General features: G+C 42.2%; 21 protein-coding genes and 1 pseudogene. 9 read left to right on the top strand and 13 right to left on the bottom strand.

From position 1 onward, the window contains the following. Positions 1-51: 51 nt before the first annotated feature. Complete coding sequence (locus BAA9072_RS08100; RefSeq protein ID WP_201714173.1) at positions 52-1,104, bottom strand: HAMP domain-containing sensor histidine kinase; 1,053 nt, start codon at positions 1,102-1,104, stop codon at positions 52-54. After that, positions 1,094-1,795 (bottom strand): response regulator transcription factor, encoded by a 702-nt coding sequence (locus tag BAA9072_RS08095; protein ID WP_201714172.1) that lies wholly within the window; start codon positions 1,793-1,795, stop codon positions 1,094-1,096. The genes BAA9072_RS08100 and BAA9072_RS08095 overlap by 11 nt, the downstream gene beginning before the upstream one ends. A 344-nt stretch (positions 1,796-2,139) precedes the next feature. Here BAA9072_RS08095 and BAA9072_RS08090 point away from each other — a divergent pair, with 344 nt between their 5' ends. The 3 genes from BAA9072_RS08090 (at position 2,140) to BAA9072_RS08080 (ending at position 4,276) form a co-directional block, all read left to right on the top strand. Then, positions 2,140-3,222, top strand: coding sequence for an MBL fold metallo-hydrolase (locus tag BAA9072_RS08090; protein ID WP_201714171.1), 1,083 nt, complete (start codon positions 2,140-2,142; stop codon positions 3,220-3,222). 59 nt (positions 3,223-3,281) lie between these two features. Further along, on the top strand, positions 3,282-3,824 hold the full coding sequence (locus tag BAA9072_RS08085) for a DUF6944 family repetitive protein (RefSeq protein WP_201714170.1): 543 nt from the start codon (positions 3,282-3,284) through the stop codon (positions 3,822-3,824). A gap of 182 nt (positions 3,825-4,006) precedes the next feature. After that, the gene (locus BAA9072_RS08080; RefSeq protein ID WP_408015220.1) at positions 4,007-4,276 is read left to right on the top strand and encodes a spore coat protein; all 270 of its coding nucleotides are present in this window, start codon (positions 4,007-4,009) and stop codon (positions 4,274-4,276) included. A gap of 94 nt (positions 4,277-4,370) precedes the next feature. On the opposite strand, the gene BAA9072_RS08075 is transcribed toward BAA9072_RS08080, so the two are convergent. Then, on the bottom strand, positions 4,371-5,219 hold the full coding sequence (locus tag BAA9072_RS08075; RefSeq protein ID WP_201714169.1) for a VOC family protein: 849 nt from the start codon (positions 5,217-5,219) through the stop codon (positions 4,371-4,373). A 186-nt stretch (positions 5,220-5,405) separates the two neighbouring features. Here BAA9072_RS08075 and BAA9072_RS08070 point away from each other — a divergent pair, with 186 nt between their 5' ends. After that, the gene (locus BAA9072_RS08070) at positions 5,406-5,720 is read left to right on the top strand and encodes a winged helix-turn-helix transcriptional regulator (RefSeq protein WP_201714168.1); all 315 of its coding nucleotides are present in this window, start codon (positions 5,406-5,408) and stop codon (positions 5,718-5,720) included. Between the two features lie 8 nt (positions 5,721-5,728). Here the strand turns inward: BAA9072_RS08070 and BAA9072_RS08065 are convergent, their stop codons facing one another. Continuing rightward, a complete protein-coding gene (locus tag BAA9072_RS08065) occupies positions 5,729-6,724 on the bottom strand; it encodes a nuclease-related domain-containing protein (protein WP_201714167.1) in 996 nt (331 codons plus the stop codon). A gap of 260 nt (positions 6,725-6,984) precedes the next feature. Here BAA9072_RS08065 and BAA9072_RS08060 point away from each other — a divergent pair, with 260 nt between their 5' ends. After that, complete coding sequence (locus BAA9072_RS08060) at positions 6,985-8,193, top strand: MFS transporter (protein WP_201714166.1); 1,209 nt, start codon at positions 6,985-6,987, stop codon at positions 8,191-8,193. A gap of 97 nt (positions 8,194-8,290) precedes the next feature. Here the strand turns inward: BAA9072_RS08060 and BAA9072_RS08055 are convergent, their stop codons facing one another. Further along, positions 8,291-8,446: a DUF1540 domain-containing protein gene (locus BAA9072_RS08055; protein ID WP_201714165.1), complete on the bottom strand. Its 156-nt coding sequence runs from the start codon at positions 8,444-8,446 to the stop codon at positions 8,291-8,293. A gap of 132 nt (positions 8,447-8,578) precedes the next feature. Here BAA9072_RS08055 and BAA9072_RS08050 point away from each other — a divergent pair, with 132 nt between their 5' ends. Further along, entirely contained in the window at positions 8,579-8,854 is a 276-nt protein-coding gene (locus BAA9072_RS08050) for a hypothetical protein (protein ID WP_201714164.1), read from the top strand. A gap of 41 nt (positions 8,855-8,895) precedes the next feature. Here BAA9072_RS08050 and BAA9072_RS08045 read toward each other — a convergent pair whose 3' ends face one another. The 3 genes and pseudogenes from BAA9072_RS08045 to BAA9072_RS08035 form a co-directional block, all read right to left on the bottom strand. Beyond that, positions 8,896-9,657 carry a hypothetical protein gene (locus BAA9072_RS08045; protein WP_201714163.1) on the bottom strand — a complete coding sequence of 254 codons (762 nt, stop codon included), beginning with the start codon at positions 9,655-9,657 and terminating at the stop codon, positions 8,896-8,898. A 17-nt stretch (positions 9,658-9,674) separates the two neighbouring features. After that, positions 9,675-10,124: pseudogene (locus tag BAA9072_RS08040) on the bottom strand (flavodoxin). A 182-nt stretch (positions 10,125-10,306) separates the two neighbouring features. Further along, positions 10,307-11,467: an MFS transporter gene (locus BAA9072_RS08035; protein WP_201714318.1), complete on the bottom strand. Its 1,161-nt coding sequence runs from the start codon at positions 11,465-11,467 to the stop codon at positions 10,307-10,309. Positions 11,468-11,680: 213 nt separating this feature from the next. On the opposite strand from BAA9072_RS08035, the gene BAA9072_RS08030 reads away from it, so the two are divergent. Continuing rightward, positions 11,681-12,115 carry a MarR family winged helix-turn-helix transcriptional regulator gene (locus BAA9072_RS08030; protein WP_230980796.1) on the top strand — a complete coding sequence of 145 codons (435 nt, stop codon included), beginning with the start codon at positions 11,681-11,683 and terminating at the stop codon, positions 12,113-12,115. A 10-nt stretch (positions 12,116-12,125) separates the two neighbouring features. Continuing rightward, positions 12,126-12,881 (top strand): sugar phosphate isomerase/epimerase family protein, encoded by a 756-nt coding sequence (locus BAA9072_RS08025; RefSeq protein ID WP_201714162.1) that lies wholly within the window; start codon positions 12,126-12,128, stop codon positions 12,879-12,881. 74 nt (positions 12,882-12,955) lie between these two features. Here BAA9072_RS08025 and BAA9072_RS08020 read toward each other — a convergent pair whose 3' ends face one another. Continuing rightward, a complete protein-coding gene (locus BAA9072_RS08020) occupies positions 12,956-13,846 on the bottom strand; it encodes a TIGR01777 family oxidoreductase (RefSeq protein ID WP_201714161.1) in 891 nt (296 codons plus the stop codon). 344 nt (positions 13,847-14,190) lie between these two features. On the opposite strand from BAA9072_RS08020, the gene BAA9072_RS08015 reads away from it, so the two are divergent. Beyond that, entirely contained in the window at positions 14,191-15,834 is a 1,644-nt protein-coding gene (locus BAA9072_RS08015; protein WP_201714160.1) for a M4 family metallopeptidase, read from the top strand. Between the two features lie 246 nt (positions 15,835-16,080). On the opposite strand, the gene BAA9072_RS08010 is transcribed toward BAA9072_RS08015, so the two are convergent. The 4 genes from BAA9072_RS08010 to BAA9072_RS07995 all read right to left on the bottom strand — a co-directional run bounded on the left by BAA9072_RS08010 (position 16,081) and on the right by BAA9072_RS07995 (position 21,139). Continuing rightward, a complete protein-coding gene (locus tag BAA9072_RS08010) occupies positions 16,081-17,307 on the bottom strand; it encodes an aspartate kinase (protein ID WP_201714159.1) in 1,227 nt (408 codons plus the stop codon). A gap of 109 nt (positions 17,308-17,416) precedes the next feature. Then, on the bottom strand, positions 17,417-19,225 hold the full coding sequence (locus tag BAA9072_RS08005) for an IucA/IucC family protein (RefSeq protein ID WP_201714158.1): 1,809 nt from the start codon (positions 19,223-19,225) through the stop codon (positions 17,417-17,419). Positions 19,226-19,263: 38 nt separating this feature from the next. Then, the gene (locus BAA9072_RS08000; protein ID WP_201714157.1) at positions 19,264-20,613 is read right to left on the bottom strand and encodes a lysine N(6)-hydroxylase/L-ornithine N(5)-oxygenase family protein; all 1,350 of its coding nucleotides are present in this window, start codon (positions 20,611-20,613) and stop codon (positions 19,264-19,266) included. Beyond that, complete coding sequence (locus BAA9072_RS07995; RefSeq protein WP_201714316.1) at positions 20,585-21,139, bottom strand: GNAT family N-acetyltransferase; 555 nt, start codon at positions 21,137-21,139, stop codon at positions 20,585-20,587. The genes BAA9072_RS08000 and BAA9072_RS07995 overlap by 29 nt, the downstream gene beginning before the upstream one ends. Positions 21,140-21,142: the final 3 nt, after the last annotated feature.

Genomic DNA, 21,142 nt, shown 5'->3' with positions numbered 1-21,142 from the left:
ATGCACCAAGGCCGACTACGAGTATCAACCCGATTCCAATCATTATCTTTTTCATCGTCTCTCCTCCCCGCTCTTTTCTAAAGGTAATTGAAACCAAAAAGTGCTGCCCGATTGTCCATCGCTTTCAACACCTATTGATCCACCGTGGATTTCTATGATTTCCTTACTGATGGAGAGTCCGAGGCCGGACCCTCCTCCCGCTTTATTACGGGACTTCTCTACCCGGTAAAATCGCTCAAATATGGAATCCTGTTCTTCAATCGGTATCCCCTTGCCTTGATCTGTCACCGAAAATTCCACCTGCTCTTCTTTTTTTACAGCCCGTATGTCCAAAGAAGTATGATCAGGCGAAAACGAAAGAGCATTTTGGATAAAGTTCGTCATGACCCTTTTGATGTGAAGAGGCATTAATGGAACCAGAGGCAAGCTGTCATCGTACTCGACCTTCACGTGTATTTCTTTCTCCTGTATCCTGGGCTCGAATTGCCCGAGCGTATCAATCAGTAGCTGGTCGATTGGAGTGGGATGCGGATTCCATGACAGCTTTCTGTTTTCCAGTTGGGAAAACTCTAACACTTCTTCGATCAACAGACTTAATTTTCCAGTTTCAGATAATATGGTTTCGAAGTATCGTTTCCGGTCTTTCGGATCTTCGATGATGTCATCATTCAAAGCCGAGACAAAGGAGTGGATGGATGACAGTGGTGTCCTTAGATCATGTGATACATTGGCAATCAGCTCACTCTTGAACTTTTCTGATTCCTTTAATTCTCCAAACATCTCTTCTATCCTTGAAGACATATGATTAAAGTTTGCAGCGAGCTCTTTGATTTCCAGAGGTCCCGCTTCCGTCACCTTCACATCAAAGTCACCACTCGCCATTTTCCCTGCTTCCTTGCTCATTTGCTTAACGGATTTTAATAAGGGGCTGGTAATCGTCAAATGAATACCAAAAGATAAAAGCCCCGCCCCCAATGTTATAAGGGAGAGAAGAATGATGATATCAGGTGAAATAAACATTTTGACATATGAAATAGAAAGGAAGACCAATATTACTACCAAGGAAATCGTGTTAGCTAAAATAAGGAGGCTCCTAATCTTCATCCTGCTGTCCCCCTTCAAACTTATACCCTATTCCCCACACTGTTTTAATCCAATGGGGGTTGGATGGATCCACTTCAATTTTCTCCCTTAATCTGCGAATATGGACATTGATTGTATTTGCATCACCTAGGAACTCATATCCCCAAAGTGTTTCGATCAGTTGTGATTTCGAGAACACTTGAGAAGGATGCTGTGCCAGTAAGGACAACAGTTCAAACTCTTTTACCGTCATTTCGACTTCGTTACCTCCCGCGACCACTTTCCTTTTTGTACGATCAACGAGCAATCCCTTCCACTTGAGAACCTCTTCTTTCCTATCTGATGCAGAATTGGTTCTTCTTAACACATTTTTGACCCGAAGCAATAGCTCACGTGGACTAAATGGCTTCGTGATATAATCGTCCGCTCCTAAGGTAAGTCCATATATACGGTCCTTCTCTTGTCCGAGTGCCGTCAGCATGATAATGGGAGTGTCATGGTCTTCCCTTATCATCTCGGCTACCTGCCACCCATCCATTTCAGGCATCATGATGTCGAGAATCACAATGTCCGGATGGAACGCCTTATATCGCTGAAGGGCTTGTTTACCGTTATAGGCAATACTCACTTCAAACCCTTCACGAACAAGATAGCGTGAACATACATCCACAATATTTTCCTCATCATCTACTAACAGCACCTTATTTGCCATTGTGAACCCTCCTCTACTCTTAGAACCTAATGTTCCCATCCACTCTTTTATTTTCATTGTATCGTTAGTCCTATCGTCTGGCGAAGATGAATCGGTTTCCTTCATAGTATTCTCTTCATTCTCTTTCCTAGTTGTTTCTACAAAAGAGCCAGGCTCTTATACAACGGGAACCCGAGTCCCACTGCCACCCGCTCTTTTTCCCGATTAACAGTAGTATAAAAAACAAACCTTATAGAATCTTAACGTAATTCTTAACTAATTCTTAAATGTGGTTCGTGCTTCGTTTTGGACAGGTTCTTACGAATTTGAGATAGTTAAAGATATCTAACGAAAAGGAGAATCTCATGCTTATTACTCTTATATTGCTTTTTGCCATAGTTTTGACTGGGTTCCTGATCGTGAGGTTTTATCCGGCATTAGGGAAAAAGCCTTCATGTGAGCAAGTCGACTCATCTCCACAGTATTCTCAAGGAGCCTTTCAGAATTCGACCCCTACTTCCATGGATGCCAGCTTTTCTTCATCCGTTTCAATGATCCGAGACCTCATCAAGCGAAACGCCAATCGCAAGCCAGACAATGATATTCCCAGAGTAGCTTTTCCTTCCTTAAGTCATCCCCATCATCTCACCAATGTTACCTGGTTCGGACATTCTGCATCCATGCTTGAAATCGGTGGGAAGAGAATTCTCCTTGATCCCATGTTTGGACGGGCTCCTTCCCCCTTCCCGTGGATAGGTGGGAAACGGTATAGCAAAGAGCTTCCATTTCAACTCGATGGACTTCCTTCCATTGATGCTGTGATATTTTCTCATGATCATTATGATCATCTGGATTATGGGACAATTCGAAGACTGCGAAATAACGTAGAAAAATTCTTCGTCCCCCTTGGGGTGGGGAGTCATTTGCAGCGTTGGGGCATCCATCCCGATCACATTACAGAGCTTGATTGGTGGGATAAGGTGGAGTGGAATGAATTGATATTAGCCTGCACTCCTGCCAGGCATTTCTCCGGCAGGAGCCTGAATGATCGGAACGCTTCCTTATGGTGCTCATGGTGCATCATCGGGAAGTCTAGCAAAATCTTTTTTAGTGGGGACAGTGGGTACGGACCCCATTTTAAAGAAATTGGATCAGTTTATGGTCCTTTTGATCTGACGATGATGGAATGTGGTCAATATGATCCAAGATGGGCACCGATTCATATGCTTCCTGAAGAGACGGTCCAAGCCCATCTTGATGTGAAGGGTAAATGGCTCTTGCCCATCCATTGGGGGGCTTTTACGTTATCTTTCCACGAATGGACAGATCCGGTGGAACGCGTGACGAAAGCAGGGAATGAACGTAATGTTCCCGTTGCAACCCCTAGAATAGGTGAAACATTTTTTGTGAATGAAGATTCATTCCCCACATCGAAATGGTGGGTATGAACAAACAATCGCCTAGTTGTATACACTATCTAAGGAACTGTAAAGTAGGCGATTATACTATGAGCAATGAGCTGAAAGCCACATTCGGAGCCTGGATTGCGGCCATCGGGACCGTCCTTGCCGCAATCGGCAGTACCCCCATTAAGAGGATTCCTGAAGATACACTGGGATCATTCAATCTCATAGGAAATGAACTGCAGGCAACGGGGAATGCCCTGGAAGCTGATGCCATTGACGAATTCAACCTGACGAAAGCCGGGAATGAAATTCAAGCCATCGGAAACGTCACGGTCATTGCCGGCATTGTCATTGATTTTAATGACATAATCAAACAGGAGCTTAATATTAAAGGAAATCTCCTGCAGGCTTTGGGGGGAGCGGCTGCTCTCGCCGACTCTTTCGATGAAGAACACACATTGGAAGAACTGTATTCGATTTATGGAAACCTTCTTCAGGTTATTGGAAATTCCCTTCAAGCCATTTCAGGTATATTGGAATTAAATAAACAGGACAGTGGGAATATCAATGTAGTGGGCAGTTGGATTCAAGCGATTGGTTCGATTATTTCCGCCTTGGAACAATCAAGAGAATCCTCCACTTAATCGTTGCTTTACATACTATTTGTAAACATGCAGAGCAACTGTACAGACTGCACTACATGACAATTCCTCCTGCATTTTCAGCTGCGTACCTTTTCATAAAATCTCTCTTTCTAGTTATTCGCCCATACCATTTCACCCAATATCGAATACTCATAACCTAGATAGAGAGGAGGTTTTATGCTTTGAATGATTTTCAGACAGCAGGCAGCGAACAATTTATAAATTATGGTGATTTCCGTCGCCCGATCGGACGCGTTGGATTTGGGAGGCCGGGATTTGGATATGGCGGATTCGGGAGACGTCCATTTGGATTCGGCTTTAGCCCATTTGTAGGCGGCCTTGCCGGAGGTTTATTAGGTGCGGCTTTATTGAGTCCTGGTTACGGGTATGGGTATGGTTACGGATATCCGCCACCTTATTATGGTTATCCTTCTTATCCTTATTATTATTGACATTCAAAAGGAGACACCCTTCGATCAAGGGGGCGTACTCCTTTTGATTTACATTTTTAGGGACGGACCTCAACATGAGGTCCGTCCCTCTTCTTTACAGACTCAAATAGATTTGGTTTCCTGATGGATCATGGGTGAGGAATTTTCCGTTTTGTTTTTGGATAATTGCCCCTAAGGATTCAAGCCGCCGAATGGTGGTGCTTCGTTTTTCTTCGTTTGGAAAGTGAAGAGTAAACCAGTTGAGACCAGCACTGTTTACATTAGGTCTTGGTGCGCCGATTCCATTCCAAGTATTCAATCCAATATGATGATGGTATCCTCCTGTAGAAATGAAAAGCGCCTGATTTCCAAACCTGCTGACTGCATCGAAGCCAAGTCCTTTCACATAGAACTCTTCCGTGGAGTTCAAATCTGATACGTGCAAGTGAATGTGGCCCATCACCGTATCGGCAGGCAATTCATGCCATGATTCCCCATCCGCCTCCGCTACTATTCCCCGTGCATCGAGAGAATCAACAGCCATCTGGACTTGATCTCCATTCCATGTCCAGTCGGACAATGGACGGTCCCTATAAATCTCAATCCCATTACCGTCCGGATCTGATAAATAAAGAGCCTCACTGACGAGGTGATCAGCTGATCCGAGCTGAATATTCAGCTTAATGAAATGAGCCAGAATCTTCCCAAGTTCCTCCCTACTTGGGAGCAACAAGGCAAAGTGATACAGCCCGGTCGTTCGAGGCTCTTTAGGTAAAGGCTCCTCCAGCTCTTCCAGGGATAACAGGGGATGGATACCATCCGCTGTTAAAGTGGCCCGTTTCCCTGTACGCTCCATCACGTTAAATCCGATTACTTCCTGATAAAAGGATAGGGATCGCTGTAAATCTTGTACTTTTAGATTCACTTCTCCAACAAAGGTATTTGGTACCTTATGAAAGTTCATCGTCATTCCTCCGATTCTTTTCAACTCCCTTTGACATATAGGGAAATGATATTTATATCAGTTAGTTACTTTATGTAACTTATTTTAATTTAATAACTTTTATCCGTCAAGTAATTAAATTACCATATCACCCGTATTGTGGTATACTACTTATTAGATTTTTCACGAGTGAAAGGGGCATTGAGAATGAACCAATCTGACATTTGTCCAAGGTTTGAAAAAGCAATAGGCATCTTAAGCCAGCGGTGGACGGGACTCATCATTTATCAATTGCTCTCCGGTCCCCAACGGAACTGCACCATTAAAGACGCAATTGGCATAAGCGGCAGACTCCTTTCAGAGAGATTAAAGGATCTTGAACAAGAAGGAATCGTCAAACGGGATGTCTATCCCGAAACACCGGTGAGAATTGAATATTCCCTGACAAAGAAGGGGTATTCACTTGAGCCATTAATGAAAGATATAGAGAAATGGTCCCAGGAGTGGATTGAGAAGGAATAATAAACCCGTCATTTATTGGTGGGTTTATTGGAATGGTTTTTGTTAAAAGAGAGGATGTATGTTGTTCCTTTTTTGGTGCCTGTTGTAGGGAGGTTTAGGGATTGGAGGAGTCTTTTAGCAACGTAGGACGAATGAATCTCTAAGAAACTTCTTAGTTCAGCATTTTTAATTGTTGGGCCAATTAAAAGTTTATAATCTTTGAGGGTATGTATATGAGAGAAACGATCTTTATGGTCACACTTTGAGCAAATCCAAGTACCATGTTTCCTTGTTAAAGGACGAAAGTTGCAACATTCACATATCACTCCTTTCAAAATATCTCTTTCCGAAATATTATATCTCTCCTTTACAGATGGGTTGAATTCAGTATGTTGTTTTTTAAATGTACGTATCAATTTTTTTATATCTTTTTGAGAAGTCGATTCTTTAAGAATAGCTTCCTCAATTTCCACTATCTTGTTCAATAAAGAATGGCGATGGATGACGATTCTGTTTAAGGTTTTGTTTTCTGGGGAAGTCTTAATTATCATGCGGTCATTACTCATGACTACGTAAGTATAGATGGGGATATTGGGGAATCCATTCTTTATTAACCAGTCTTCAAGCTGTCCTTTCTGTCTTTTGACTTGTAGCGTCGGATCTGGTAAAGCAAGTTCTTTGCCGTTTTTTGTTTGTATTAATTGATTAAATATGGGGTCAAAAAAAGCAGTTCCAGAAAGATACTTCACTTCAATAATGAGGATGAATTTTGTTGTGATGAGAAGGGTGTCAATTTGAAAGAAGTTAGTTTTGTATGGAATTCTTAGATCGTTGAGAATAGAGTATTTCTTAGGGTCTAAAAAGCTTAATGTGAAATCTAACGCCTCCTCCCCTTTAAAACCTGCCATTCTTTTACCAAGTTCTTCGGAAATGACAGTTCGTTTAGAGTGTTGAGAGGATAGTCTTCGCAGTAAAGCTTGCAAAATGAGGATGATTCGGGGAATTGTTCGTTCCTTTTCGATCATTTGATCACTCCAATCTGTTTTGTACTATTCCTATTCTCTATAATCCAGTAAAAACCCTTCCTGAACTTGTCAGGAGATTTTTTATCGGCGAAATTCTGGATTTAACGGCGAAATTTTCATTTTAACGGCGAAATCTCAATTTTAACGGCGAAACACCTATTTCTCCTCCATCCACCCCAACCAAAAAACCATTCCCTTCCCACCCCCCACATAGTATATTTAGAGTAACGAAATAAATCGACTGCGAGGGACGGACCTATATGTGGAAAAATAAGAATGTGTGGATATTATTGATTGGGGAATTCATAGCCGGACTGGGATTATGGCTTGGGATTATTGGAAATCTGGAGTTTATGCAGGAGAAGGTGCCATCTGACTTTCTGAAATCGGTCATCCTTGCTTCCGGGCTACTCGCCGGGCTTGCTGTTGGCCCCTTAGCAGGAAGGATCACGGATCAGGCAAATAAAAAAACCGTGATGCTCATATCCGGCTTCACACGGTCCGTAAGTGTGGTTTTCATGCTTGTTGCTATATATACAGGATCAGTACTATGGATGGTCGTTTTTTTAGTCAGTATTCAAGTCTCTGCCGCTTTCTACTTTCCGGCTCTCCAGGCTGCGATACCGATGGTGGTGAAAGAGAAGGAACTGCTGCAGATGAATGGGGTCCATATGAACGTGGCCACCCTTTCAAGGATCCTCGGTACAGCATTGGCTGGTATTCTATTGGTCATCATCTCCTTATCAATGGTATATGTCCTTTCTCTGGCAGCGTATCTTGCCCTGTTCATCATGACCTGGTTCCTGACAATCGACGAAGAAGAAACGCCACATGCCAAACAGAAGGGAACCAAACCAAAAGGGGCAAGTTTCAACGAAGTCTTCCCTGTCATCAAGGGGCTTCCCATTGTATTTATGACCCTCGTGATGACTCTCATCCCACTATTATTTATAGGTGGATTCAACTTGATGGTCATTAACATCAGTGAGCTGCAAGACAGTTCGGTCATTAAAGGCTGGATCTATACGGCGGAAGGGATTGCCTTTATGTCAGGTGCCTTTACCGTAAAGAAAATCGGTGAGAAGGTGTCGCCATATACAATCTTATTCTTCTTCAGCTTTGTCATTGGAATCGCCCAAATGCTCCTTTATTTTGCCACAAGCCCTGTGATGTCGGTGCTTGCGTTTACAGTATTCGGTTTTGCCGTTGGTTGCTTCTTCCCGACAGCTGCCACTATCTTTCAAACTCGAATCCCGAAAGAATTCCACGGTCGCTTCTTTTCGTTTAGAAATATGCTTGACAGGTTGATTTTCCAAATCGTACTCCTCTTAACGGGATTGTTATTGGATCTGGTCGGGTTGCAGATCATGACCGTATTATTCGGAATTCTCTCCCTCGTACTGACCGGGCTTTTCTTCATGAGGTACAGGCAACTCCGAACCACTGCTTTATCTGAACAAGCAAGTTAGCACATAATTAATTGTGTGTTTTCTGTATAACATTGAGAACTATTATCAATACTAGATGAAAAGAAGACAACCACGGCTATGGTTGCCTTCTCTTCGATTACTTACCAGGATCGAATGTTTTACAATCTGTTTCTTCACTGTTATGGGCTTTGTCTCCTTTATGACTGACCACGAAAATCTGGTCTGCAGAGCACTTCTTGCCTTCACGGTTATATTTGCAGTTGCTTACTTCACATAATACGTCTTGTGCCATTTTCAAACACCTCCCTTATGTTCTTTAGAGTGTACTTTCCCACCCTGTTTCATTCGTGATTTGTCATCATATATCTGATGCCTTCACCATATAATCAAGAGACATGTTTGATCAGAAGGGAGAATCTGCAGAATGGAACAAAGACGTCTGTATCACGTTCAAAACCTCGCATTTGAAATCATGGATCAAATGAACTCTGATAACGAATGGAAGAGGACAGATCATTTAAAGCATGTGATTGATCATTTATCCCGTGCAATTGGGAGTCTGACAGATCCATCAGGGACTTTCTCTATTGATTATGTTGAAGAAAAAATCGCCACCGCTCATTATATATTGTTTAAAAACGAGAAAAAAGTTGCCCGGATAAATTTTGATAAACAATCCGCTTCCACCTTAATGGAATGAGAAGAGGACTTACCGAATTTCGGTAAGTCCTCTTCTAATGTCTAATGTTTTTTTTGAAAAAGAAACTCTATTTCATTATTGGCACAAACCTCAACAAATGGACAGCTTAAACATACTTCCCCGTTCGGCTTAGAATTTGATGACAGAGGGGCTGACAGCATATCTTTTAACTTTTCTATGTAATCCAACCCTTTCTTCATCTCAACCGGTGACGGAGAATGAGCGAATTCTTCCCCATTTAACAAGGAAACGATTCTTATCGTTGAAGGAAGGCTTCCAAAGGACCTTTCACAGAAAACCACTGTCAAATAATAATACAAGGTAATCATTTCGTGATTTGTATCGACAAGATACTTGGTGACGGAGAACGATTCTTGTTCCCATTCTGCCACTTCTATCGTGAGGGATAAGTGAGTTTCAAGCTCTTCAAAGTATTGTCGAAACTTTTCATTTATAAAAATAGGTGGTAATGTCCCGTAGTTCTGTGTCAGGTCCTGCATTAGGTAGTCCGTCACTTTCGCCACCACTAAATAATAATCAATCTTCGATTCAAAGACAGTTGTATTGATAGAGGCCAGATGATTCTCGATGATTTCCAGTGCGTGGATGGGAGTCCTCATTTTGACGGGGAGCATAAAGAAGTCCTTCACTACCTGGTTCACAATGAACTGCATGACCTTTTTCCATTCAACTTTGCTTGCTGCTTCCCGCTGGATGTAGTGATAGTAAAACTTGTGGGGACAATTAATGAATTCTTTTAGATGTATGTCTGATAATGTTTTAATCGAAAGCGAATAGTTCACGAGTCCCTCTCCTTTCCCTAGCTCTCTTGTTTATTGAGCAAGAGCTCACTAGCAAATGTACGTCCAAAATCTTTACACGACTCTACATCTTCCTCCTCTGGCGTTAATTCCACCTTCAATCCATCATGAATCAAACGGGCTCCTCTTTCTTGCAATTTCTCATTCATTAAATCCACCGCTGCCCCGTACTTAGGATAAAAGGAGTCACAAGATCCGAAGCTTGAGGCCATCTTAGACGTTAATTCCACGTCATCCATATCATCGTAAAAGTCCTCAAATTCATATGGAAGTTCTCCATCCCCCAGGTATACGCACCTAACAGGACACCAGCATATTCTTCAAGAACCTGGACATTTGAACAGTCATTTATATCAATTACATCGATTTCAGCTCCGGCTTCCTTTACCCCCTGTTTCGATAGCCGTCGCCATTTCTTCTGTATTTCCACTCATGTTTGCATAGATCATCACAATTTTTTCAGTCATGATAAAACCTCCATGGTGCACCTAATTGATAATAATTATCATTATCACTGTAAGTAAACCATACAAACTTTCCTTCTATTTGTCAACAATTAATTGAAAATCATTCTCAATTAAACCGTAAAAAAGCATCCCTCTTATGAGAGATGCCTTCATACCTATTTTAGTTACAACTCCAATACGCCGGCATTTTGATGTTCAACATGCTTTACACGTTTGGTCACCAGATGATAAACCACAATCGTTACAAGGATCACTCCACTGCATATGAGATACAAAGCGGAAAATCCAAACTGGGAGGAAACGACCCCCAATACAAACGATCCGACCGCAATCCCAAGGTCATAAAAAATAAAAAACGTAGCTGTCGCATGTCCGGTTCTCCTTTTAGGTGCCACCTGAATGGACATGGTTTGAAAACTTGGAAGCAAAGCACCATAACCGAGTCCGATAAGCGTTCCTGCAACCAATAATAGAAGCACAGAGTGAGTGATACTCAAAAGAATCAGTCCAATGGCAAAAATAAGAAGGGATGGGTAGATGACTGTATTCGGTCCTGAGCGGTCAAATAATCGCCCCGTATAAGGGCGGGACAGCAGCATAGCAGCTGCGAAGACGACGAAGAATAAGCTGACCGACTCAAATAAGCCTACAGACTTTGCATAGACGGAAATAAATGACATGATTCCGGAGTAACCAAATGAAGTCAAGAAACCAACCAAGGCAATCGGGATGGCTTTCACCTCCATTAGATCCTTAAGGGCTAAGCGCCTGGACACACCCTCGTCCATCCCCTCGTCCTCTGTCACCTGAATACCGAATGAGCAAAGAAGTCCAAGTACGATGACCCATGCAAGCCCCATAAATAAAGACGTATACGGGATCCAGCGAATGAGAGCCAGGGAAAGAAACGGTCCTACGACAACTGCCAGGTTCATCGACATGGCGAAGTAACCAAGACCCTCTCCCTTCCTTTGGTGAGGGATCATATCTGCAGCAATCGCCACTAAGACTGTTGACCCGATACTGAACCAGATTCCATGAAAAAAGCGAAGCCCCATTAAAAGATAAAAATCATTTACCCAGAAGTAAATGAATGAGGAGATGCCAAAAAGCAGCACACTTATGATAAGCGTCTTTTTCTTGCCCAAGTGTTCAATGATCTTCCCTGAAAATGGCCGCACTATAATGGCCGATATTAAGAATACTGTCGTAGCAAGGCCTGCCTGCCCTTCTGTTCCATGAAGTTCATCGATCACATAGAGGGGCAGAACGGTTAACAATGAGTAAAAAACAAGAAAGATAAAAAAATTATTCAATAACGCCATAAAAAACGGTCGCGTCCAAATTGTTTGGTTCGTTGAATGATCCACTATAATTCTCCTTCGCCTAATTAATTGTTATACTAATTATATCTACAACATGTATATTTGTAAATATAGTTGTTGTGACAATTATTTTGAATTACTTTCGTCATAATTTCTCAAAAAAGAATGAATATCATGTATGATAAAAGAAAATGAATGAGTAGGTGAATAATAGTGACCATTTCCCGAGATGAAACCATCGGCTTGTACACGAGCCACACAGTGAAAAACATCATACGATTCCTCACTTTCCATCTGAAAGAATTCGATGTGACACCTGAGCAGTGGACCGTTCTGAAGAGACTCGCAGAGCAGGACGGGATCAGTCAAAAACAGCTTGCCATAAGATCCGATAAAGATCAGCCGACAGTGACCAGAATTTTGGATATATTAGAAAGGAAGGAACTTATTTATAAACAGAAGAACGCTGAGGATAGAAGATCCTTCCTCATCTTTATTACAGAGAAAGGAATGACAGCAAAAGCCGAGCTGTCCCCTTTTATAGAAAGATTATATGAAGACACGATTCTTAAAGGAATTTCAGAGGAGGAATTAGAAGTATATAAAAGCGTTCTTTCTCAAATCAACGCGAATATGATCAAAGGATAGGAGTGTGGGTATGAAACAAATTCCTGTCGCCCTCCAAATGTATACATTGCGAAATGAGGCGGAAAAGGATTTCACCGGTACACTTCAAAGAGTGGCTGAGTTGGGCTATGAAGGGGTGGAACTGGCCGGGTATGGAGGTTTTTCCCCAAAAGAGTTAAGAGAAGTACTCAATAATCTGAACCTTCAGGCGGTATCCAGTCATATTCCCCTGTCTGAGTTAAGAAGCAGTGGGGATGATGTGATTCATGATCAGCTCGAGCTTGGCAGCGACTACATCGTATGTCCATATTTGTCTCCTGAAGAACGGGCCGAGGAAGATTATATCCGATTGATCGATGACCTGAATTCGATCGGGGAGAAGTGTTTTAAAGAAGGGGTCACCCTCTGCTATCACCATCATGATTTTGAATTATCAAAGCGTCCCAATGGGAAAACGGATCTTGAAACAATTCTTTCTGAAACCAACCCCCTTTGGGTCAAAGCTGAGTTTGATATTTATTGGCTGACGTATGCAGGTGAAAATCCTGTGGAGTGGCTGAAACGTTACCAAGGTCGGACACCTCTTGTACATCTCAAGGATATGACGACAGATGGAAAACGATTTTTTGCTGAGTTAGGTTCGGGTGGTGTAGACCTTGACGCTGTCCTGGACTTTGGCATGCATCATGATGTGGACTGGTGGATTGTCGAACAGGACGAGTGCAGGATCCCTCCCATCGATAGTGTCCGGATGAGCCTTGAATACTTACGACATCATAAGAGTTGATGAAAAGGGGAGAGCCACATCCAGGGCTCTCCTCTTTTCAGCCCAATATATCACGATACTCATTCATTTCGTCATTACTTGGATAGGACCTGCCCGAATGCCTTTTCCAATGTGTCATATTGAAAGACGAACCCGGCTCGTTCCAATCGTTCAGGAATAACCCATCTGCTTTTCAGGACAAGTTCCGTTTCTGTTTGAATAAACAGGGCGCCTGCTTCAAGTATCCATTTCGGAGTCGGGAGACCTATCCTTTTATTCATCACGGTCCTTAACTGCGCCATGAATTCACGATTGGTGACCGGGTTTGGAGATGAACAATTGAACACTCCCCTTAGCTCTTTCTCCTCATTCAGAAATAGAATACTCCGGAACACGTCTTCAACATGAATCCAGCTGAATCTCTGATTCCCGGGTCCCTGCACTCCTCCGAGACCAAACTTGACCAGATTTTTGTACGGTGTCATTACTCCGCCATCAGGTCCTAAAACGATGGCAATTCTTAAAGCCGCTTGCCTGGTTTTCGGTAATGAAAAAGAGAAGAATGCTTTCTCCCATACTTTTGCTACTTCAACTGAAAATCCCGTACCAATTTCGCCTCCTTCCTCTGTCATAGGGCGATCCTCTGCATGACGATAGATCGTTGCTGTGCTGGAATTGATCCATAAGGCAGGTGGATTCTCACATTGTAAAAGGGCATTCCCCAATATGTTCGTTGTTTCTGTCCTGGAACGGAAAATATCCGCTTTATTTTTTTCATTGTAACGGCAGTCCACTGACTTCCCCGCAAGATTGATGAGCATATCCGCACATTCTAACGACTGAACAATCGTATTGGGGCAATCCCACGAAACATGGGGAGATTGTCTGGAAATGATGGTAACGTTATAGCCCCTCTCCTGAAATCGCTTTTGAAGATATCTGCCAATAAAACCTGTACCCCCAGCTATGACGATTTTCTTTTCCACAGTATCCACTCATTTCGGTGTATAAGTTTGTGAATTGCTTCACATTAATTATATCAAATCCTGTAATGAATTCAAACGAGAAATTTCCTGTTTCCCCCATGCACAAAAAATAGTGGAATATTCCTAGAAAAATATTTTTCCATGAACGGAATAGATAATGGCAGAAATTCCCGTATTATTTGTTATATATCGACATTGTAGAACACTAAATATTTAAAATTTACTGAAAATTACCATTTTTTACATTGTCAAATCTCCCATTTTTTACTAGACTTCTAATTAGCCGCCGGGGCCAAAAGAAATAGCTATTTCCAAAATCTATGATCAAAAGGGGAATTTGTAATATGTCGAAAAAAAAATTAGTTAGTTTAGCACTAGGAACTTCTCTTGTATTCAGCGCCTCCTTTACGGGTGCTTCCGCATTCGCTCAGTCTTCAGATTCTATTACTTCAAAAATGGACATTCATCAAAAGGTCATGAACATAGATAAAAAAGGACCTAGCTTCTTATCTGGAAAACTATCAAAAGGCATTGTAAAGAACGATAAAGATGTAAAAAAATTCTTGAAAGATAATAAGGAACTCTTCGCTGTCGATCCTCATTCGGAATTGACATTGCTAGAAAAAACGACAGACGATCTGGGAATGTCCCATTACAAATTCACACAGTCAGTGGACGGAGTCCCTGTTGATGGAGCGATCTTCATTGTTCATACAAATAAAAAGAATGAAGTGACGGCTACAACTGGTCAACTTTATAAAGATGCTTCTAAAAAGGTAACCAAGACAAAATCAAAAATCAATCAGAAATCAGCTACGGACCTTGCTTGGAAGCATATCGGTCTATCCAAAGCTGATACAGTGACTGGGACTCAAAACGAGTTTTCCATTGATGCGAAGAAAGACAGTCATGTTGAAAACACGACCGAGAAAAATGATCTTGTGATTCATGAAAAAGACGGAAAGTTCACTCTTGCTTATAAGGTACAGCTTCAATTCATCGAGCCTTATGGAGCAAACTGGCAGATCTTTGTTGATGCGAATGACGGATCCATTGTCGAAGCGTTTAATGCTGTAACCGATGCAGCAACGACAGGAAGCGGCTATGGAGTTTTAGATGACTATAAAACTCTTAATACTTATTCTTCAAACGGAACTTATTACTTATATGATGTGACGAAACCTATGAACGGTGTCATTGAAACCTTTACGGCTCAAAATGGTTCAAGCCTTCCAGGATACTATTCCACTGACAGCAATAACTCCTGGACTGCTTATTCCCAAGCAGCTGATGTAGATGCCCATGCATATGCCGGTAAAGTTTATGATTATTATAAGAATACACATAACCGCAACAGTTTCGACAATAACGGAGCTACCATCCGCTCTACCGTCCATTACGGATCCAATTATAACAACGCATTCTGGAATGGTTCTCAAATGGTTTATGGGGACGGGGACGGATCAACCTTCACTTCCCTATCAGGTGCACTCGATGTCGTTGCTCATGAGCTGACTCATGCCGTGACGGAACGTACTGCAGGATTACAGTATCAGTATCAATCCGGGGCTTTAAATGAATCATTCTCCGATGTATTCGGTTATTTCTTAGATCCGGGCGATTATTTAATGGGTGAAGATGTCTACACTCCGGGTATTTCAGGAGATGCTCTCCGCAGTATGTCGAACCCGACTAAATACGGGCAACCGGCTCATATGAATAACTATGTGAACACTTCTTCCGATAACGGAGGCGTTCATACAAACTCCGGTATTCCGAATAAAGCGGCTTACAATACGATCACAAGTATCGGTAAAGCCAAAGCAGAAAAAATCTACTACCGTGCACTGACTGTTTACTTAACACCAACAAGTAACTTCAGTTATGCCCGTGCGGCTCTTCTTCAATCCGCTGCTGATCTTTATGGCAACGGAAGTGCTACCTACAATTCCGTTAAAGCAGCATGGGATGCTGTCGGGGTGTATTAATTCCTAAGAAAGATTCATAACAAAGAGCCGTCCTGTATGGACGGCTCTTTGCTATACTGAGCACTGAATATGTCCATTCATTCTCAGGATAACCGTTAGAATGAATGCCTCCCTCATCAAAGAGGACTGTTTATGCAATAACCCATATAATAAATACCTTTTGTATTTATTATATGGGTTCTTTTCGCTGTTGAAAAATAGTATGAATTGGTTTTAGTGGTGGCTCCATTGATCTTTGACTGTGTTTTATACTGTAGCCTTCATCATGTTCTCATAATCCAATCCAAATCCAGTATGCAAGCATTCTACAGCGGTTTGAATATGACTTTTCTCAATAACTGCCGTTACGCTTATGGAAGATTCGCCTATCAGTTTCACTCTTACGGCATTTTCCAATAGCATTTTGCACATTCCTATCTTAATCTCTGGGTGGGCTTTCATATTTCGTCCGATTGCCGACACCTTTGACAAGTTGCTTCTTTGTTCGATGCGGGAGTATTTCCACCTGTCTCTTTCTTTCTCTAAAACGAATAATACCTCTTGCAGATCTTGTTCCTTGATTAATAAGGACAAGATGTTCCGACAACTTTGTGTATAGACATCTGCCTGAATATGGCGAGATGCCAGTTCACACATCATTCCTTCCCGGAACCCTTCAACATCTTCACAATCAAACATTTCTATTCTAGATATATCCTTTTCAAATGTGACTCCGATCACAGTACTTGATCCATTCTGTTTTGCCATTCCATGAATAAAGGTTCCCCTGACATTTTCAAAACTTGATTTTATATAAAGCGGGATTCCGAATTTCTTTGCATGTTTAACCGCTCTTGGATGAAGAACACCCGCTCCCATGACTGCTAAATTCTGCATATCGTCATACGAGAGGGAATTGATTTTAGATGCTTTCGGAACAAATCTGGGATCAGAGGTGTATACTCCATCGACATCCGTATAGATATCACATCGGTCTGCCTTTATTGCTGAAGCAAGAGCAGCTGCCGTGATATCGGAACCCCCTCTTCCCAAAGTAGAAATGTTCCCATCTTCTGTTACTCCTTGAAAACCGGCCACTACCACCACTTTCCCATGACCCAGTTCTTCCCTGATTCGCCTCGTTTCAATCGATTGAATATGGGCATTTCCAAGGACGGAATCCGTTTGAATGCCTGCCTGCCATCCAGTGAAAGAAATCGCCTCCGTCCCTTGCTGTTGAAGAGCCATGGAAAGGAGGGAAATCGTTACTTGTTCTCCTGTTGAAAGGAGCATATCCATCTCTCTCTTACTAGGTTTGGTGGTGATGTCACTCACTAATTTTACAAGAGTATCAGTCGTTTTGCCCATTGCAGATACGACAACGACGACGTCATGACCTTTTTTCTTTTCCTGGATGACCCTGTCTGCCATTCGTTTTATTTTCTCGGTGGAACCAACAGAGGTTCCACCAAATTTCTGAACAATTATACTCAAGTGATGATCCCTCTTTCTATCTTGGGAATTAAGTGTGTTATCCTCCACATCCTGGAGGGGAAATCAACTGCTATTCTCTCCTTTTAAAGTTTTGGGATAGCAATACACTTCACGAATAGAGCCTATTATATAAAGCCAACGCGTTTGTTACTTTACCGAATTCGGAAGCGTGGGGGCGGTCGTCGTCGTCAGAGTAACCGTAGTCCACCATGCGGTTCCGGTTCAGACAAAGTTTCGTGAGCTCCGGTTTAAAGAAGTCAAAGAGCTTGAAACGTTCTTCTAATTGCGGGAATCGATCCTGATAACTGAGTATCGAGTCGGCTAGAAGACCCCAGAACGTTTCTTCTTCCATCAATCCATTGTTTTTCAACAAATTACTCAAGTATCTCAAGTGACAGATAAAGAGTCCCGTGAAGATGAACTGCGTCAGCCCTTCAGGCGGTTCTGTCCGAAGGACCGCTTTAAATTCTGAAGACAGTCCTTGCAGCTCAGGGAAATCCTGGTCTGAAATATTGACGTCATCAACAAAGTCTTTAATCGCTAATCGCTGAGGCTTTGCCTCCTTCAACACGACAATCGTATTTTGTCCATGGGGAGAGAATACCGTACCGTATTGGTAAAGATAATGCAGAAGGGGCTCCATTATGACTTTGAAAAATTGTTTCATCCATTCTTCTGAGGTGAGGCCTGACTGCTCGATCAAACTCTCAACATATGGTTTATGGTTATGATCTTCATATAATAAGGCGGCCAGTGTAATCGCTTGCTCCCCGTCTTCTAAATACGTATAGATGCTTTCTCTCCATATGGTTCCAAGCATCTCCAAGTATTGATAAGGTGCCTGCTTTAATTGGGTATAGTAATGATGGTTTACATTCATACTGGCATTTTCCCCAGGGAGGATGACCCGGCATTCCTCTTTTAAAAATGGATCCTTTTCAGCCATTCCTTTAATGAACTCTGTCACCTTAGGAGCAATCACGGTTCGTTCAGATGGCAGCCCCCGGTAAACCAGCGTGTTCAAAATACTCATCGGAAGCTTCACATGATGCTTATCTTTGTTCGTTCGATTCACAAATGTGCGGATCGACTGCTGGGGAAGGTAGCGGTCTTCTCCCTCTCCTAAAGGAATGATGCGACCCATGGCGAGCTCCTCAGGGAAATTCTGAATCAGTGTGTTTTTCCATTGCCACTCGTGCACTGGCAGGTAATAATATTCTGATGATTCGCTTCCATTTTGTTTGACGATCTTGTCAAAGCGGATTCGGTCTTCTTCACTCAGTTCATCGGCAATCAACGTTTCATAATCCAATCCTTCCACAGATTGGAACGATGCAATGTCCTTATGTACGGCAATCCAGGAAAGCTGGACCTCCTTCTGTTGTTCAGGAGCAAAGGCAAGGTAATCGTCATATCCGAACCCGATTCTCCCTTTGTTATAAGTAATCCATGGATGACCTGTCATATATCCTTCAAGAGTGGCGTAGTCTTCATAAATCAGATCGTCCGATGTTTTCGTTTCTTTCTCGAGAAGATGGGCATCCGCTATTAACGTACTGTTCATTTCCTTCATTAAATGCCCAGCCGTTTCAGATGACATCCCGATGATCCCTTGAAGATCAACCAATAGCTCTATTGCACTATCCGCTTCCTTCCTTCCTCCATTTTCAACAATATATACAGTCGTCCATTTCACATCGAAACTATCAAACAGTCGTTTTTGCGCGATATAGTGATAGTGCTTAGAATCTGAGACCTGAAGGGTGTATTCGATATTCTCCCCTTCCTCTGAAAGGATTTCAGGCTGGATCATATCCTCATACATATACTCAGACAGCATTTTGCCTATCAATTTCTTGTTAACCTTTTTCCAATTATCACTCTTAAAAACACGTTGAATTTCTTCACTGAATAACATATTTTCCCTTCTTTCACTTAGTCTATGCCTTCTTTTCATCAGATAGGAACCGGAATGGTCTCAGCTTTCGTTCCAAAGGTCTGAAACACATTTTTGCTTTGAACCGGGTATACGTCTCTTCCTGTAATGGTATTAATGATGATCGCATTACGGTGTGCACCGAGTCCAAGATCAGGTGCCCCGACTCCATGAGTATGCATTTCACCATTCTGTACAAAGATTTCACCCGGACCTTCTACATAGGTTTCTAATCGATAATCTTCTTTCACTTTGTATCTGTCATACTCATCCCAGGCAATCCACTCTTTCATTTTCGAAAGGAATCCGGGGAATGCAGGCTTGTAGCCGGTGCCAAGTATGATGATATCTGCTTTATCTACGAAATGTTCATCCTTGATCCGGTGATAGCCATGCAGTTCAAACCCTGTTTCATTTTTTTCGATTCCGACGATCTCTGTCATGGCCTGTAAGCAGATGTCCGGCTCCTCGTTTCCTACGGATCTTTCATATAAATAATCATATATATCGGCGATCGTCTCTGAACTGATGCCTTTATAAAGAAGATCTTGTTCCTTTAGAAGCTGATCCTTCTTTTCCTGTGGAAGCTGATAAAAGAATCGGGTGTAATCGGGTGAAAAATACTCAAGGCCCAGTTTTGAATACTCCATTGGGAAGAATCCCTTTGAACGTGTATACCATTGTAGTGAAAATCCTTGATTCTCCTGTTCTTTGGCTACATCGAGAAACACTTCGGCTGCACTCTGGCCGGATCCGATCACGGCAACAGATTCAGCATTGGCACATGTCTCCTTATTGGATAAATAATCGGCACTGTGAAATACAGTTTTTCCAATCATTTCCTGAAATACCTCAGGTACAGAAGGAACAGAACCAATTCCAAGTACGAGATGTTTCGTAAACATAGTCTCAGTATGTTGAAGGGCATCGTTCCACACGGTGACTTCATATATGCTGTCCCCAGTTCCCAATTGGACAGGCACGATACTTTGGACATCCATCCCGAATCGGCACGTAGTGAGCTGCTCGCTCACCCACTGGCAGTAATGGTTATATTCTTTTCGAGGGATATGAAATTTTTCCAGAAAATAAAAGTGATATAAACGGTTATGAGCTTCCAGGTAACGAAGGAAACTGTAATCACTCCGTACATCCGCCATACTGACTAAATCAGCAAAGAACGGCACTTGTAAGGTCGTTCCGTCAATCAGCATGCCCGGATGCCAATTGAAGGCTTTCTTTTTCTCCAAAAATACACTTTTCACTTCAGATACCGAATCCAATAAGGCGGCTAGCCCCAGATTAAACGGTCCTAATCCGATACCGATGATGTCATACAAATCATTTGATGTGATCGTAGAGTCCTTCATTCTGCCACCTCTTTTCAAATTCGCTTCTCTCACAAAACATGAGCAGTCCGGTTTTGTCTGGGAGAGTAATCGATTTAACGGGTTTAAAACCGCATTTCTCAAAAACATGGATCATTTTGTCATTTCGAATATCCGGCTCTGCTACGACTTTAGTCGTCTTCTTTTCTTGGAACTGATACGAAACCATCGCTCGTAATAATGGCAGGGAAAGTCCTTTACCAAGATACTCTCTCTCTCCAATTAACAGATGTACTCCCTGATCGAAAGGTGCAGGAGTATACGTTTCTTCCACCACGTCGCCTTTTACCCAATAGGCCTCCCAGTAACTCATTGCCACACCGTCAAGATACCCTGCGTACAGGGTTTGATGTGAATCGGACAAAGATTTTTTCAAATGGTCTTGAAACTTTTCAATTGGAATATTCAAATTCCAGAATGGATGGACATGTTCCTCCATCATCCATTTATGAATTAGCTCCGTGTCCCGGCTAAAGTCTATCTTCTTAAATTGAATCGACTTCTGGATTTC

It is taken from the genome of Rossellomorea arthrocnemi (assembly GCF_904424705.1).
Taxonomy (GTDB): domain Bacteria; phylum Bacillota; class Bacilli; order Bacillales; family Bacillaceae_B; genus Rossellomorea; species Rossellomorea arthrocnemi.
The sequence above is the reverse complement of the archived record's forward strand: the minus strand, read 5'-3'. Positions and strand labels throughout refer to the sequence as shown.